Genomic DNA, 16215 nt, shown 5'->3' on the forward strand with positions numbered 1-16215 from the left:
TGAACGTACTTCGAATCAAAACTCGAAAATAGTCCCCCGGCAAGCTCAATATGCTTACCGGAGGACTATTTTAATTACTTGAATACATCACATGTCGTACTGAACGATTGCTGCTAGTGCGGTGAAGACCTGTGGTTTCGTTTAAGACCATTTTTCCATCAATTGTTCTGCGCTATGTTTCATATCATTTTTCACTTCTTCAGCAGCACTTTTCATTTGCTTTCCATCAACCTTTGAAATGAATTTCTCCAAATGTTTAGTGGCTTGTTTCTGTCTTCCAGCTTGGTAGTGCTTGTCAGCTGTCTTAAGAGTATTCGTTAATTGTTTACTAGCTGACTTTTTAATTTCTCCATTTTCCTCTAAATCTTCAATAGCTTGATAAAGTTCTTCTACAGAAACTGGTTCTTCTTCATCACCATCTCCAGGTTCTTCTCCGTCTCCATCGCCTGGCTCTTCTTCATTTTCGTCCCCTTCAACAACTTCTACTAACCTTACATTGTCAAGGTAGAGGTCATAAGGAACGGCTAGTTCAGGATCATCTTCGCCTTTTCCTAAGCCGAACATTAAATTATAGTCTCCATCAGACTCTACTTCGATATAGGCTTCGTACGTTTCCATTGTACTTCCTACTTCGAATTCATTAATACCTGAATCTGTTCCTGTAAGCTCGACATTCACATTGCGGTCGAGATCCGATCGCATATCAAACGCAATCTTGTAAATGCCACTCGGCACCGTTACATCTTGCATGAACTGCATGTGCCACCATTCTTGACCAACTCGCTCAATCGTTGCTTTCAATTCTTCATTTACGATAGAGAAATCAGCTAACCCTGCCCATGTCTCATAATCACCGAAATTGAACACGTTCCATACGATAGAATTATTTTCATCGCCAAACTCAGTTGTCGTTTCAAATGTTCCATCTTCAATTAAGTTGTCGCCAACTTCCTGCCAGTCTTTGGATGGGTCTACGGGCTCGTTTCCATCACCGTCTCCGTCGCCAGGCTCTTCCTCGTCTCCATCTCCTGGATCTGTAGGCTCACCAGGTTCTGGATAATCAGCCGCCATATCTTCATAGACTCTGACATAATCAACTTCCATTTGACTTGGGAAAGATGTAGTCTCATCAGGTTCTCCCCCATACCATCCACCAACAGCCAAGTTTAAAATCATATAGAATTCTTGATCAAACGGCGCTGGGTATTCACCATTTGGCGTATTCCATTCATTTAATGTCTGATATAGTTCACCATTGACGTAATAACGAATTTCACCAGGTTCCCACTCTACACCATAAACATTAAAATCGGTCGTTGATTGACCTTCTGGGAAATGATAATCATTCGCTGAATATGAGTTATTTGGCCATTCACCACCATAATGAATAGCTCCTCCTATGGATCCTGTATCAGCGCCTCGATTTTCCATAATATCAATTTCACCTGAAGCTGCCCAGGTTCCATAAACGTCATCTTGCGGCATCATCCAAAATGCAGGCCAGAAACCTTGTCCTTCTGGAAGTTTAATATTTGCCTCAAACTTTCCATAAGCTTGACTAAATAATTCATCCGTCAGAATTTTTCCAGACGTATAATCATAGCTTCCATGCTCATCACTTGCAGCTTCTTCCCGGGCTTCAATAATGAGTTTTCCATCTTCCACTTTCACATTATCTTCAGAGTAATACTGGGATTCTTCATTCCCCCAGCCTCCTACCCATTCGTCGCCACTATAAAAACCATTTCCTATATCATATTTCCATTTCGTTGTATCCAATTCATTTCCATCAAACTCGTCATTCCAAACTAACTCCCAATCTCGATCTCCATCAACTGGATCTGAGGGGTCTGTTGGATCTGGTGTTTCATCCACATCTCCTGGTTCACTCGGATCTTCAGAAGTTCCATCTTCCACGGACAAAGTATATGGAAGTTCGATTCGTGATGCCTCTTCAGGTGCATTAACTTTCAGTTCACCATCACTCCCGCCAATAGCAAGCGATACTTCCACTTGAATGGTTCCATTTGTAAAATCGCTATACTCCTCGCCTGATACATTTTGAGTGAATTCCTGTGTAAATTCCTCATAAGCTCCTGATTCTGTATTTCCGTCTGTTGGTAACCATGTTGTTTCTTCTGTGCGGTCCCAGTTCCCATCGCCATTAAAATCGTAGGAAGCTTTAGCTACAAAGTCTAATGCGATATCTAAACCATTTAAGTATAAATGAGCCAATGTATTTCCAGAGCCGTTATACTCTCCTGATACATTATCAATTACATATGTCGATTTCTCTCCGGATTCAAGCAATGTATCATCCTCAGCTGAAGATCCAGGTTCAAAAGATAATGCTTTTGATTCATCTCCCCCAATGAGATAAAACACATTGGAATTATCATTTGTGTCTCCATCTGTATCTCCATCTGTAGTCGACCCATCACCTATGACTTTCAAATCATCGAAATAATAGGTTTTACCAGTACCTTCGTTTCCAAAATCAAAAAAGATAGTAGCCATATTAAACGTATAATCTAAATTAAGCGGTTCTGTCCCTTCTGACTCGTTTGAAAAATCAAATTCTAACGTTTCCCATTCATCTGCTGTTGTCGTTGTTGCTCCAGTCTCAACAGAGCGAGTAGGATCATCTGCCTGCTCGACCTTTAACCTTACTTCAATCCCTTCATCTGGTGAATAAACTCTCACTGACATTTTAGTATCCGTTTCCGTAAAGGATACAGCAGGAATTGTATTATCGGGTTCTTCCCCAAAGGTTGTTCCAGCCCAAGGTGCTGCTTCATCCATTTTGTTAAACTGAGCAACCTGATTTGAGCTATCCGTTGGATCCTCAACAATTTCTGAATTCGCTCCTTCAAATCCGTCTACAACATAGGAGACGCCGTCCTCGTCAAAGTTAACTAAATTGGTTGCCCCTGTTTCGTAGTCATTCGCATTGACATACATAGGAAGCATTAGTAAAAATACCATGAATAAACTAAAGCCCTTTAATTTCATAAATAATGACCCTCCATTTTTTAAAATTCAAGTGAAATGAGGCAGTCCATTTTGCTAGGCACCAGTAAACATCACCCCCTTGATTTACAAAATTCTTCCGAAAGCGCTTTCGATTTGTTTAAAAATTTAAAGTAGATGTTGAAAACACATCTACTTAATAAATACCAATCTCTGATAATTCAGGCTCACCCTTCGTAATCTCGCTCATAACGTTGAAATCATGCTTTTACAACGCATCTTTCGAAAGCGCTTTCGTAGAGTGTACATTAAAAAATAAACAAAAGTCAATGTATTTTCTGAATATTTCAAAAAATGTGTCGAATGGCCCTTATATTTATGGAATGGTTTACCTTTATTCAAGTACTGCGTAACTCAAACTTCCCTCGCTACTGCAGGGTTTGCCCTCATGAAAATGACTTTTTCATTCCTTGTAAATGTGTTTATTCATTTTATCCGTTACGTTTCTGAGAACATAACTAAAGTTTGAAATACTATATAATTACCTATTTTTTACATAACGAATGGAAAAATACACAAGCAAAAAGCCTCTCCATAGTTCAGAATGCTGTTTTATAAATTAATGAGCAAGAAGCAGCACCGGCATTAGAGAGAAGTCATACAAATGGGTTTCCTCCTTTTCTAATAGAGAGTACATAGGCATTTCTTAATATCAAACTCCGATTTGTGGTATTCTTGAAGTATAAATGGAAACGTTTTGTCACGGAAAAGGAAGGACTCCAAAGGGGCTGACGAACATGGAAAACCTCTACTCTGCGCTCGAGAATTTGGAAAGAACATTCATGCCGCATACCTCCGAATACCAGCGCTACATCGACTTTCACACGATGAGAGACATGAAGCAGGTCATCAAAGGGAAACACCCTGTCCACTTCGATCTGGATATAAAAGAACTGGCAGAGATGAACATGAGATATATATTAGATGGATTTTGGAACGGTGTCTTTTTTACCGCAGTTATTCCAACTTCTAACACGTTCAAGGCTACCATTGAAATATACGGGAAGCCGCCGCAAATGCTGCTTGGGCGGTTTGAAATGGAAAAAGAAGAAAAATCGTTTTCCCCTACGTTTTTGAAAGAAGAGTTTACGAGAAAAAAAGGGCTTGGAGACACATTGCGTGATTTTTCGAAGGTTTTGTTTACGTATCTGGATTCCTACGTGAAGCGCAAGGGAAAATCAGGTCAGGAAAACCCTTCTGATCATCTCGAAGAAGCAGTCCTGGAAGGCTGGAACTTCCCGTTTCTCGAGAACCATCCTGATCTTCAAAACGAATGGGCGTCTTTAAAGACACGTACATTGAAACAATTCAGACGCATGGAAGAACTTGAAATCGAAGAACAATACGCTCTTGAGACGCTGAAGGACAAAGACGTCCCTAACTTTATCCAGTCGTTTCAACGATTGTCGGAGGTTAATAAGGAAAACCGGAAAGGTGAACTGGTGGAAACGATGTACGATCTGCGTAAGTTCATCGAAACACTTGAGCAAAAAGAAGAAGAAAGTCATGCGCAGAATTTTGCCAGAAGCAAAGGAATTATTTCTTCTAAGTATAACAAGGAAGATGAGAGCTTCTTCTCGCAAAAGTAAACCGTTTTGTTTTTCTAGAAACTAACTAATCGCAGATAGGAGACATGGACATGAGTAAAAATTCTTTCTTAAGAGACAAAGAAGCTGAAATGAACCATCAGGATCTAAGAGAAGCGATGACTCTTATTGAAAAAGAAGATATCGACCGTCTGAATGAAGAGGCCGAAGCCTATGCAGAAAGATTTAAATCTTCCAGGGACGACTCCCTTTCAGAAGTGATGAGAGAGCTCGGGGACCTCGGAGAAAAGGAACAGCGTGTCGCCGGGGAGACGATGGAAACGTTAAAGCGTCCAGTAAACGACCTCATGACCAAAGGCAATAACGAGATTCCCGAAACGTTGAATGAACTCGAGGCGATCGTGTCAGACCTTGATCCGAAGCGCACCGAAGGCAACGGCATTCAGAGGTTCTTCTATAAACTTAGCAAAAAGCAGCCCATCGACCGCTACATGAAGAAGTATGAAACGGTCGACTCAAAGATTGATACGGTAGTTCGCAGTCTGCTTGCAGGGAAAGACCGCCTGGAAGAAGACAGCGTCGAACTGCAGCTGATCAAAGAAAACGCCCAGAAGCGTATTTATGACCTGGACAAGCAAATCTACCTTGGGAAGAAACTGTTTGAACTCTTGAAAGAAAAAGAATCTGCAGGCGAATACGATCTGGCGCTGCTTACCGAAGGAAAAGAGAAGATCATTACGCGTACAAGAAACATGACGCAGATGAAGAGTGTGCTGCATCAGAGTATTTCATCTGTGGATATCATTAAGAAAAACAATGAAAAGTTGAAGGAATCGATTCGTAATGCGGTTACGCTGACGAAAAATATTATTACTGTCTCCGCTTCGATTCAGCTGGCTTTGAATAATCAGAGGAAAGTAATCGATACGGTGAACGGCGTCAATAAAGCGACCGAACAGATGCTAGTCTCGAACTCCAGGAATCTGAAGGAGAATGCGGAAGAAACGACACAAATGATGGAGAATCCAGCAATCAGTATGGAAGCTCTTCAAGAGTCTTTCGATAACGTATTCGAAGCACTGAAAACGACAGAACAGTCCTCCGAGCGAATTATCGCTTCGAGTGAACAGTTCATTGAAGAAATGGATGCTTTAAACGAAAACGTCCGGAAGAAATTATCCCAGACCGGCAGTCCTACCCAAAGAGCGCTTCGTGACTGAAGCGCTCTTTTATAAATGACGATTTTTGCGAAAACTGTGGGCCGGTACCTTCCAGCGCAGTAGATACCGTAAGAAAACATACTAACTACCACTAAAAAGCTGTATCCCTATGCTTTTCAAGTAACAAAAGAGGGTATGGGTAGACGATTAGTAAATAAAAAGGAGTTTGAAGAGTAACTATGGCTTACATATTATTAATTGTCGGCTTCGGTTTATTAATTAAAGGAGCGAATTTATTCGTTGATGGATCTTCCAACATTGCCAGGCTTCTCCGTGTCCCGCCTATTTTGATAGGGTTAACGATTGTTGCTTTTGGAACAAGCTCTCCTGAGGCCACAGTCAGCATCATTGCCGCTTTACAAGGAAATGCTGAAGTTTCACTGGGGAATGTAGTGGGGAGTAATATCTTTAATGTCACTTTAGTGGTAGGTATTGCAGCCTTCCTCTATCCATTAATGGTAGAGAGTGAAACCACCAAAAAAGAAATCCCATTTGTGTTGCTGGCTAGTGGAGCTTTACTCGTACTTATCAGTGATACGAAATTACAGGGATTAAGTGAAAACTTGCTAACACGCGGGGACGGCATTATCTTTTTATTGTTTTTGTCTATTTTTATGTACTACGTGATTGAAGTTGGTATGAAAAGTCGAAAAGAATCGATGGATGAACCCATTCCTTCAAACATAAAGTGGGGAAAAAACACTGGTTTAACGCTAGCAGGTTTAGCCGCTATTATTTTTGGCGGCGATCTAGTGGTCGATAGCGGAACGTCGATTGCTTATGATCTTGGGATGAGTAATACATTGGTAGGGTTAACCATCATTGCGATTGGTACATCGCTCCCTGAACTGGTTACCTCCATATCCGCTGCATTGAAGAAAGTGGAATTGCACTGGGGAATGTGGTGGGGAGCAATATCTTCAATATTTTATTTGTTCTTGGGGCGTCAGCTTTTATTTCGCCTTTACCTGTGAATGGAAAAATATTTATCGATGTGATGATCATGATTGCACTGAGCTTGTTATTGTTCTTATTTTCAAGGACTCATTATAAAATTGGAAAAACAGAGGGTTTCATCCTTCTGACTATGTATATCATTTATCTTATTTATATTATTTTGAGAAACTGAGATTTTATTTTGTTTTTAAACAGAAACATAGGAACTAAAGCAACAACGAATATCTTATAGTATTACTCTAATACTAGTGGCTTTACTGAAAGTGCCTGCCCCCACTGCGTTGGTGCTTTAGCAGGACGGGGCAGCACTAAATTTAAAACTATTCCTCTAACCCTGCTACCCCGAAGCCCCCGGCCCCAGAATGAGTCGAAATCATACCGCCCGCCTGGATCCACCTTATATTTTGGAATCCGTTCTCTTTGGCCACCTCATCCATCCGCTGCTTGATTTTTTCGTCGAGTCCGATGGAGTAGATAAAATAAAGCTGTTCTCTATCGATGTTGAATTCATTCAAGTAATCATTCATGAGTTTTTCAGTAGCTCCACTCATTTTCCCGCGATACTTCTTTGTAGACACCAGCTTTCCATCCTTCAACTCTATGCATGGCTTTATTTTCAACAGCGTTCCAATTAGAGAAGCCATATTGCTTACCCGTCCTCCCGCTTTAAGAAACTCCAGGCTGCCGGGGATGAAAGTCAGCCTTGCTTTAGGAACGACTGCCTCTATTTTTTCAACTAAGCGTTCCGGTTCAATGACAGGTTCGTTTTCTAAAACTTTAGCGGCATACAATACAATCGCAGCTAGTCCTCCAGTAACGTTCAAAGCATCAATGAGAAAAATGTCTTCAAATTCTTCCGCAGCAATAACAGCACTTTGAAAAGAAGAAGACGCTTTTGATGTATAACCAATATGGATAATGATGCAATCTGGGAAGTTCTCTCTTATCGTTGCAAAAAACTCTTGATACTCATGAGTATTTGTCGCAGTAGTGGAGGGTATTTTCTTCGTACGTTCATAGTAGTCATAGATATCCTGGACCGGCAAAGAACCGTCTAAATAATCTTTTCCATCCATAATGATGTGCATAGGAACGACTTGAACATCGTACTTTTCAGCTAAATCCCCCGGTAAGTCAGCACCGCTTTCGGTCGATAAGATGATCCTTCGCATGCTATCTCCTCCTTGGTTATATTCAGGTTCGAGTCACTCTTCCTGTATTATGCTTTAACTATACACGAGAAAACTGTAATAGCATTGTGATAACTATTAATTGCCGTACTTTAAGTGTATATTTCGGGGATTTGATTAATATTGCAGGGGTGAGGCTCTGTGAAAAACCTACTCCTCTTGAAAAGTGAAAGTGCCTGACCCCCACTGCATTAGTGCTTAGCAGGAAGGGGGGGCAGACACCATATTTATCTTTAGCAACGTATCTTCCCCATACCTTAGTAGAAACAATTTTCACGTAAGGGGTCCCTTGTAGTGTTTGGATATCTTTATCGCTAAATAATCTTTTACTCATTTTCCCATCTCCGTACGAATTGAATTTGCCCCATTATACAAAAATGTACCCTATAGAGTAGACTTTTTTAATTGTCTATTCTATAGGGATTATTAGCTAGCACTTTATATTATTTTAAAAGATTTTGAGCATGTTCCACGACATGATCAATGGTAAAACCGTAATTCTCAATAATTGTATCTCCCGGAGCCGAAGCTCCAAATGAATCAATACCAATAATAGACCCATCGATTCCTACATAGCGTTCCCAGCCAAACGAAGAACCCATCTCAATGGCCAGTCGGCTTCTAACGTTAGAAGGCAATACGCTTTCTTTATAATCGTTACTTTGTTTATCGAAACGATCAAAAGATGGAACACTTACTACACGTACATCGTACCCCTTCGTTTTCAAGACTTCTTGAGTACGAACAGCAAGCTGCACTTCAGAACCAGAAGCTAATAAAATGCCATCCGGCTTGCTCTTTTGTGAATCACTTAAAATATAAGCTCCGCGTCTTACCCCTTCATAAGCTAGTTCACTCGTGCCTTCAAGGGTCGGGAGCGCTTGTCGGGTTAATACGAGAGCGTTTGGAGTTGCATTTGACTCTAAGGCCACTCTCCAGGCAGCGCTTGTCTCATTCCCATCTGCAGGTCGGATCACTGATAGGTTCGGCATTGCCCTTAATGAAGCAAGGTGTTCGACAGGCTCGTGTGTTGGTCCGTCTTCACCAACAGCAATGGAATCATGTGTAAATACATAATTAACAGGAAGGTTCATTAAAGCGGATAATCGCAGAGCCGGGCGCAAATAATCACTAAACACGAAGAACGTACCACCGTATACTTTCAAGCCTCCATGAAGAGCCATACCGTTTAATGCCGCTGCCATTGCGAACTCTCGAACACCAAACCAAATGTTTCTTCCGGCATAGTTGTTGCGGGAGAAATCCTCTTCATCTTTTACTGTGGTTTTATTTGACCCTGCCAAATCAGCACTTCCCCCAAAGAAATAGGGGATTTTCTGAGCCAGGGCATTAATCACTTCACCTGAAGAAGCTCGAGTAGCTAACTTATCTTCTCTCGTATAAACGGGAAGATCTTTTACCCAGTTTTCAGGAAGACTCCCGTCCATTGCTGCTTTTAACTCACCTGCCAGCTCCGGATACTGATCTTCATATTGATGGATTAAATGGTTCCACTCTTTTTCTTTTTTCTCTCCGTTTTGCTGGACTTTAGTTTTAAAATCTTGATATACATCTTCAGGCACGTGGAATGGTTGATCGTGCTCCCACTTGTAATATTCCTTAGCTGCGGCGGATTCTTCTTCACCCAGTGGTGCGCCGTGAGCGTCTGATTTTCCTGACTTGTTCGGTGAACCATAACCGATCACCGTTTTCACTTCAATCATCGTCGGCTGATCCGTATTTTCTTTCGCCGCTTCAATCGCTTTGGAAATACTTTCGATATCCGTTCCTTCTTCGACACGGATCACCTGCCATCCATAAGCTTCATAACGTTTCTCTACACTTTCACTAAATGATCGATCCAAATCGCCATCCAGTGAGATATCGTTTGAATCATATAAAACGATTAATTTCCCTAAACCAAGGTGGCCTGCCAGAGATGCTGACTCTTGGGAAACGCCTTCCATTAAATCTCCATCCCCACATATGGCAAACGTATAGTGATCGACTACATTAAAGTCTTCTCTATTATACTTTGCAGCAAGATGGGATTCAGCCATAGCCATCCCCGTCGCCATCGAAATCCCTTGTCCTAAAGGACCCGTAGTCGCTTCTACTCCGTCCGTGTGTCCATATTCAGGATGACCTGGTGTGTTCGAGCCCCATTGACGAAAATTCTTCAAATCCTCAATGGTTACGTTATATCCTGATAAGTGAAGTAAACTATACAGAAGCATGGAACCGTGCCCCGCAGATAAAATGAAACGATCTCTATTAAACCAATTTGAGTTTTTTGGATTATGATTCATAAACTCGGTCCATAACGTATAAGCCATAGGAGCGGCACCCATTGGCATTCCAGGATGTCCTGAATTTGCCTTTTCTACGGCGTCAATGGTTAGCGTTCGAATCGTATTAATTGATAACTGTTCAATAGCCATATTTGTTTTTGACATGTTTTCACCTCTTTATTTCGTAGCTTCCCAATCACTCAAAAACTGTTGGAGCCCATTGTCTGTTTGTTCCAGAGATGATAGCAGGATCCGTCCCATTTCATGCAGTCTCTAAACAATCAATGGAACGAATGCTTGCCGTCATCAATTCTGTGCTATTATTACTCCTTTTTTAATCTCTCCATTAACCGTTCAAGAGCGGGATCATTTAAATAGTTCTCTATGGTGATAATTTCTTTATCAGGATGTGCTCCTTTTGCTCTTTCCTGTAAATCTTCGTGAACTACAATGATGTCTGAATGCTGAGGAGCATCTTCTATTCTGTAATGTTTAACTTCGAGGCCTTCAATATCATTCTTTTGCAATTTCTTTCTAAAAGTGGTTGCGCCCATTGCGCTGCTTCCCGCACCGGCATCACATACAAAAGAGATTGTGTTGATTTCTTCATTTTTCTGGCGAGTTGCAGAAGCCTCTTTTCCTGCTTGCTTCATAGCTTTAGACTTTTCTACAGAAGCAGAAATATCTTCCTCATCAGAACTTCTGTCAAGTTTCAGAATGAACGCTGTAACTAAAAATGTTACGACAGCAGCGACTAGTACACCAGCGATGATACCGATGAAGTTTCCTTTAGGGGTCAATCCAAGATAGGCGATAATAGAGCCCGGGCTTGGTCCAGCCGTTAGTCCCGCGTCAAATAGACTGAAAACAGCTATACCTGACATACCTCCGGCAATCATCCCAATTATTGTAAGGGGTTTCATCAAAACGTATGGGAAATATAGCTCGTGAATTCCGCCTAAGAAGTGAATGATCATGGCCCCTGGGGCGGTTCTTCTAGCCGTCTTTTTGCCGAAGAAAGTGAAAGCCAGCAACAACCCAAGGCCTGGGCCAGGATTAGAAGCGACCGTGAAGTAAATGGACTTCCCTACTTCGGCAGAAGCTTGCATACCCAATGGATAATAGATCCCTTGGTCGATGACGTTGTTTAAGAATAATACCTTAGCCGGCTCATTGATGAGAGATAGCAAAGGCAATAAACCAGTAGCAACCAAAGCTTCAATAGCTGCTGTTACAAGGTTATTTGCCGATTCTATTGTAGGTCCTATAAAGTAGAAAGAAAGAATCATCAATAGGAATCCTAAAATTCCTAGCGAGAAATTGTTAACAATCATTTCAAATCCAGCAGGAACTCTATTTTCAATGATTTTGTCAAATTTCTTTATAATCAAGCCCCCTAGAGGACCGATAACCATAGCTCCTAAGAACATCGGAATATCAGCTCCAACGATCAACCCGATCGCCCCAATAGCCCCCATCACAGCTCCTCTTTGGCCTCCAACCATTCGTCCACCTGTTATGGCTAAAAGTAAGGGCAGCAAGTAATTAATAGCTGGGTCGACAATTTGGGCAAGTTCTTCGTTGGGAATCCAACCAGTTGGTATAAACAAAGCTGTCAATAGCCCCCAGGCTATAAAAGCTCCAATATTCGGCAGAACCATATTTGTTAAAAAACCACCAAATGCTTGAACCTTCGCGCGCGTAGAAGGAGTATTTGTATCTACACCATTATCCTTTGCATGTGCTGCATCAGCCATATCATTCATTCCTTTCTGAAAATTCAGTGATTTTAAAAGCTACGACAAGAAGTAAAAGAAAAGGTGTTCAGTTTCACCATTTAACGAGAACAGATCTATTCAACCATTTTTAGCACCTCTAATATCTCCTGCTCACTTTTGGATTCTTCGAGTTTATTCTTAATCTCGTCCTCAATCAGTATGGAAGACAAGTCAGATATTAGGTCTAAGTGGCCTGTGCTATCCTCAGCAGCTAAAACAAAAAAAGTATGAACTTCTTTGTCTTTCGGAAACTTCACAGGTTCTTCCAACTTTAAATAGGATACACTTGTTTTTACTACGCTGCCATCATTTTTGGCATGGGGCATCGCAATGCCTGGAACAATGACGATATACGGGCCATTTGTATTTACATTTCCAATCATATCCTCAATATATTGAGGAGTAATCGATCCATTATGCAATAATGGATCCGCTGCCTTTTTAATTCCTTCTTCCCAAGAATCAACGGATGGTAAAAAACGTATATTTCCTTCTAAATACTCAGCTAACATATCAACATCACCCTTCATTTATGATTTCGATGAGTAATTCTCTTTTAATCGAATATACTTATCTTTAATCTTTCTTTTTAAGGTCGCATCCTCGAGGCCAGTGAAATGGTCAATAGCTTGTTCGATTCCTTGCTCACGAATGTAGGATTGAATAGTAACGGACTCTTCATCGTGAGTGTTATGAAATAAGAATGCTGTGGCGACCGCAGTTGTGAGTTTCTCTGTTGGTAAGCCCAATTCGAAAAGGACTCTAGTTGGTTTGATTAATCTCTCATCAAAGCCCAGCTTTCTAATTGGCGATCTTCCAACTCGTAATATATCATCACTTATATTATCATTTTTAAAACGTTTTATCGTCTGGTCAATAAAACCAATAATTTCCGCATCCTCAAAATTATAAATTTGAGTAAAATAACTAGCGGATTCCTTAAGTGTTTCCCTTAGGAACTTTTCAATTTCAGGGTTCATTAAGGCGCTTTGAATCGTAGTATAACCTTCCAAAAATGCTGTATAAGCTGTGGCCGCATGACCCATATTGACAATATACAGTTTTCGTTCAATATAGGGTTTTAACTCGGCTACATAAGTGGCGTTATTTATAGATGGTAAATCTGAATTAAGCAATCCCGGCTTTTCAATCATCCATTCGTAATAAGGTTCTACCAGGGTAACGACCCCTTCACTTCTTTCCTCGGAAAGTGAAAGTCGGTCAATAGCTGAATTTGGAAATCCAACGTGCTTACAGATAGTTTCCATATCACTGTTAGGAATATTTCTTTGTATTTCTTCTTTCAATTTAGAGGAAGCATTAATCATGTTCTCATTTGCAATGATGTCAATGTTACGTCTGCCCAACTGAATTCTCTTTAGCAGACCTTTGGATAGTACAGGAGCAATTTTGGATAAATTATCAACTCCTACAGATGTAGTGATTAAGTCAGCTTCAACTATTTCATTGATGACCTGTTCTTGTGAACTACTATGCAATGCACGTACAGGGGAAATGATTTCTGCTGTATGATCTTCATCTAATAATTCAAAAAAATAACTGTTGCTGCGATTCATACTATTGACCGTATATTCGTTTGCATCGACAAAGCATATCTCGAATCCACTTTTGTTCAACAAATACCCGATTAACCCTTTTCCGATATTTCCTGCACCGAAATGTAGCGCTTTCATAATTAACCCTCCTTTACAGCCAAGAGACTCGTTTTTTAACACTTATTCTAAGTTCGCGTGGTATTCCCAAAGTGATTGCAGCTCAATATTTTTTTCATTCACCATCATCAATGCAATAGTGTCTCCCAATAACAATAAACTTTGCTCAAATAAGCTTTTCATCGGCTGTTCAGATTGGACTTCTTCAGGAGTGGCAGCATTAGAACTTATAGGAATTCTGATAAATAGATCTGAATACTGGCTCATGGAGCTGTTCGGGTTTGTGCCGATATGGGCAACTCTGGCATTAAATTGTTTAGCTTTGTTTGCGATAATTAAAGGAAACTGTGTTTCTCCGCTTCCTGATCCTACAATTAGTAAATCCTTATCCGTAATGGCTGGCTCTGTGATTTGGCCGACCACGTACGTTTTAATGCCAATATGAGCTAATCTTTTGGCGATAGCTTTTAAGGATAAAAGAACCCTGCCCACACCTACGAAAAATACTTTGTCCGCTTTATTTATTTCAGTTAATAATTGATCGACATCATCGCTTTTGATATTGGTTAAAGTCGCTGTAATTTCATCGGTTATTTTTTTTGTTGCATTATTATAGTTGCTCATATTGTTCAGCCTCCTCATGTAATCCTTCACGAACGAGTTCTTCTATCAACTTTTTATTGTCTGCCAGGCTGTTTCCAGAATGGTATAAGCTTGTGCTTCCAGCCACTAATATATCTGCACCAGCGTTTACTAACCCTGCTATGGTATTCAAGGATACCCGTCCGTCCACTTCAATCTTGGTATCTAATCCTTTAGATTTTATCAAGTTCGATAAATCTTCCACTTTCTCTTTAGCATAGGAGACTTGCTCTTCGTTTTTATCCGTTGCAAAACCTGGGTTAATTAACATTAGTAAAACTGTGTCACATTGCGGTAACACGTACTCCAGAACAGATAGGGGAGTTGCCGGGTTTAGCGCAACGCCTACCTTGGTGTCATGCTTTTTAATCAAATTAATATAGCGATCAATGTGTGAACTGGTTTCAATATGGAAGGTGATTTGATCGACACCTATGTTAAGCATCTCCTGGATGAAAAACTCATTGTCATTCGACATAATATGGACGTCAAATTTCATATCCGTTATTTTTCTTAATTGTTCAATGGTTGAGATACCGAGTGGCATGCTTGGGCTGAAACTGCCATCAATAATGTCGATGTGTAAAGTATCCAGACCCGCTCTTTCAATTTCTTTAACACTTTTTTCTAAATTGCAGAGATCCGCACACATTATGGATGGAGCTATAGTAATCTTTTTTTGCATGTTTCCGCCTCCTCAATTAATTGTTTGTGCCTTTTTATTCATGTTAATGCATGTTTGAATAAATGTAAAGCATGTTTTTGCGCTTTTCAAATATTTTTTGCGCCTTTTTGCTTGTTTCCATATTTTTAAAGCTATAAAATATGATATAATTCAAGAAATTATAGGAGGAGTTATACGTTTATGCTTAAACAAGAACGCCAACAAATCATTGTTGATATTCTAAATGAGGAACACAAAGTGATCGCAAGCGACTTAAGCAAACGACTATCTGTTTCAGAAGATACGATTAGAAGAGACTTGAAAGAGTTGGATAACCAAGGTGTTATAAAAAGAGTGCATAGCGGGGCTTTGAGAAAAGGACCTCCAGTCGAAGACTTTTCAACGAGACAAGAAATTTCCAATGAAACTAAATTGAATTTGGCTACAAAGGCCTTACACCTTATAAAAGACGATATGGTTATCCTTATCGATGGAGGTACGACTAACTTACAACTGGTACATCAGCTGCCTTTATCTTTAAAAGCTACTGTGATCACAAACAGTCCACCTATAGCTATGGCGCTCAATAATCACAAGGATGTGGAAGTAATAATGATTGGTGGGACCTTATTCAAGCAGTCAATGGTTAATTTGGGAGTGGATACGTTTGAAGCATTACATACCATGAGGGCAGATTTATATATAATGGGAATTTATAAGATTGATCTTCAAATAGGAATAAGTGTTCCAAGTTTATCGGAAGCTTTAGTAAAACGAAAAATGGCCTCTATTTCTACTGAAGTTCTGGGAATGGTAACTAACGATAAGTTAGATACGATTTCTAACCATATCGTTTGTCCAACTGATAAATTGACGTACTTAATAACAGAACAAATAAAACCAGATATTAAAAAATTGTACGAGAAACAAAGAATCACTATTATCGATTAAAGTAAGAGCGTAGTTTGCGAGGCTGTCAAGAAAATTGGGGCAGCCTTTTTTTGTTTTTATACTATTTTAACTTTATTTGTTGTGAAGACACTTAATTAAATGAGAGAGGAAAAAGCACCCCTGGAGCCGTATACAAACTTAACAGCTTATTGGAGGTGCTTTTTTATTTGGGAAAAAAGGAACTAAGCCAAGCAGGAAAATCGCTTAATCATGTAGTAAATAATAAAGATAAAGGTCTTTTTTCAGGATTTTTTGTTTTCCGTCTGCGATTC

General features: G+C 40.1%; 11 protein-coding genes and 1 pseudogene. 4 read left to right on the forward strand and 8 right to left on the reverse strand.

Translation table 11 applies throughout. The features are described 5' to 3' along the window. Positions 1–141: 141 nt before the first annotated feature. On the reverse strand, positions 142–3012 hold the full coding sequence (locus tag IEV27_RS14425) for a glycoside hydrolase family 16 protein (RefSeq protein ID WP_229735359.1): 2871 nt from the start codon (positions 3010–3012) through the stop codon (positions 142–144). Between the two features lie 755 nt (positions 3013–3767). Here IEV27_RS14425 and IEV27_RS14430 point away from each other — a divergent pair. The 3 genes and pseudogenes from IEV27_RS14430 to IEV27_RS14440 all read left to right on the forward strand — a co-directional run bounded on the left by IEV27_RS14430 (position 3768) and on the right by IEV27_RS14440 (position 6926). After that, entirely contained in the window at positions 3768–4619 is an 852-nt protein-coding gene (locus IEV27_RS14430; RefSeq protein WP_188378187.1) for a hypothetical protein, read from the forward strand. A 50-nt stretch (positions 4620–4669) separates the two neighbouring features. After that, positions 4670–5797, forward strand: a complete 1128-nt coding sequence (locus IEV27_RS14435; protein WP_229735360.1) for a toxic anion resistance protein — start codon at positions 4670–4672, stop codon at positions 5795–5797. 179 nt (positions 5798–5976) lie between these two features. Further along, a pseudogene (locus IEV27_RS14440) lies at positions 5977–6926 on the forward strand (calcium/sodium antiporter). A 148-nt stretch (positions 6927–7074) separates the two neighbouring features. Here the strand turns inward: IEV27_RS14440 and IEV27_RS14445 are convergent. The 7 genes from IEV27_RS14445 to IEV27_RS14475 all read right to left on the reverse strand — a co-directional run bounded on the left by IEV27_RS14445 (position 7075) and on the right by IEV27_RS14475 (position 15013). Beyond that, positions 7075–7926, reverse strand: coding sequence for a DegV family protein (locus IEV27_RS14445; protein WP_188378188.1), 852 nt, complete (start codon positions 7924–7926; stop codon positions 7075–7077). A gap of 461 nt (positions 7927–8387) precedes the next feature. Then, on the reverse strand, positions 8388–10400 hold the full coding sequence (gene tkt, locus IEV27_RS14450) for a transketolase (protein WP_373868105.1): 2013 nt from the start codon (positions 10398–10400) through the stop codon (positions 8388–8390). A gap of 158 nt (positions 10401–10558) precedes the next feature. Next, positions 10559–11992, reverse strand: coding sequence for a PTS mannitol transporter subunit IIBC (locus IEV27_RS14455; RefSeq protein ID WP_188378189.1), 1434 nt, complete (start codon positions 11990–11992; stop codon positions 10559–10561). A 95-nt stretch (positions 11993–12087) separates the two neighbouring features. Next, entirely contained in the window at positions 12088–12525 is a 438-nt protein-coding gene (locus tag IEV27_RS14460) for a PTS sugar transporter subunit IIA (RefSeq protein WP_188378190.1), read from the reverse strand. Between the two features lie 18 nt (positions 12526–12543). After that, positions 12544–13707 (reverse strand): mannitol-1-phosphate 5-dehydrogenase, encoded by a 1164-nt coding sequence (locus tag IEV27_RS14465; protein WP_188378191.1) that lies wholly within the window; start codon positions 13705–13707, stop codon positions 12544–12546. Between the two features lie 42 nt (positions 13708–13749). Then, positions 13750–14310, reverse strand: coding sequence for a 6-phospho-3-hexuloisomerase (hxlB, locus tag IEV27_RS14470; RefSeq protein WP_188378192.1), 561 nt, complete (start codon positions 14308–14310; stop codon positions 13750–13752). Continuing rightward, positions 14297–15013, reverse strand: coding sequence for a ribulose-phosphate 3-epimerase (locus tag IEV27_RS14475; RefSeq protein WP_188378193.1), 717 nt, complete (start codon positions 15011–15013; stop codon positions 14297–14299). The genes hxlB and IEV27_RS14475 overlap by 14 nt, the downstream gene beginning before the upstream one ends. 180 nt (positions 15014–15193) lie before the next feature. On the opposite strand from IEV27_RS14475, the gene IEV27_RS14480 reads away from it, so the two are divergent. Continuing rightward, positions 15194–15943, forward strand: a complete 750-nt coding sequence (locus IEV27_RS14480) for a DeoR/GlpR family DNA-binding transcription regulator (protein ID WP_188378194.1) — start codon at positions 15194–15196, stop codon at positions 15941–15943. The last annotated feature ends 272 nt before the right edge of the window (positions 15944–16215 follow it).

The organism is Halobacillus andaensis, from assembly GCF_014636475.1.
GTDB lineage: Bacteria > Bacillota > Bacilli > Bacillales > Halobacillaceae > Halobacillus_A > Halobacillus_A andaensis.

What these genes read in the sequence shown, in the direction of transcription:
- IEV27_RS14425 (WP_229735359.1), bottom strand. Translation starts at nt 3,012, where the DNA reads ATGAAATTAAAGGGCTTTAGTTTATTCATGGTATTTTTACTAATGCTT.
- IEV27_RS14430 (WP_188378187.1), top strand. Translation starts at nt 3,768, where the DNA reads ATGGAAAACCTCTACTCTGCGCTCGAGAATTTGGAAAGAACATTCATG.
- IEV27_RS14435 (WP_229735360.1), top strand. Translation starts at nt 4,670, where the DNA reads ATGAGTAAAAATTCTTTCTTAAGAGACAAAGAAGCTGAAATGAACCAT.
- IEV27_RS14445 (WP_188378188.1), bottom strand. Translation starts at nt 7,926, where the DNA reads ATGCGAAGGATCATCTTATCGACCGAAAGCGGTGCTGACTTACCGGGG.
- tkt (WP_373868105.1), bottom strand. Translation starts at nt 10,400, where the DNA reads ATGTCAAAAACAAATATGGCTATTGAACAGTTATCAATTAATACGATT.
- IEV27_RS14455 (WP_188378189.1), bottom strand. Translation starts at nt 11,992, where the DNA reads ATGGCTGATGCAGCACATGCAAAGGATAATGGTGTAGATACAAATACT.
- IEV27_RS14460 (WP_188378190.1), bottom strand. Translation starts at nt 12,525, where the DNA reads ATGTTAGCTGAGTATTTAGAAGGAAATATACGTTTTTTACCATCCGTT.
- IEV27_RS14465 (WP_188378191.1), bottom strand. Translation starts at nt 13,707, where the DNA reads ATGAAAGCGCTACATTTCGGTGCAGGAAATATCGGAAAAGGGTTAATC.
- hxlB (WP_188378192.1), bottom strand. Translation starts at nt 14,310, where the DNA reads ATGAGCAACTATAATAATGCAACAAAAAAAATAACCGATGAAATTACA.
- IEV27_RS14475 (WP_188378193.1), bottom strand. Translation starts at nt 15,013, where the DNA reads ATGCAAAAAAAGATTACTATAGCTCCATCCATAATGTGTGCGGATCTC.
- IEV27_RS14480 (WP_188378194.1), top strand. Translation starts at nt 15,194, where the DNA reads ATGCTTAAACAAGAACGCCAACAAATCATTGTTGATATTCTAAATGAG.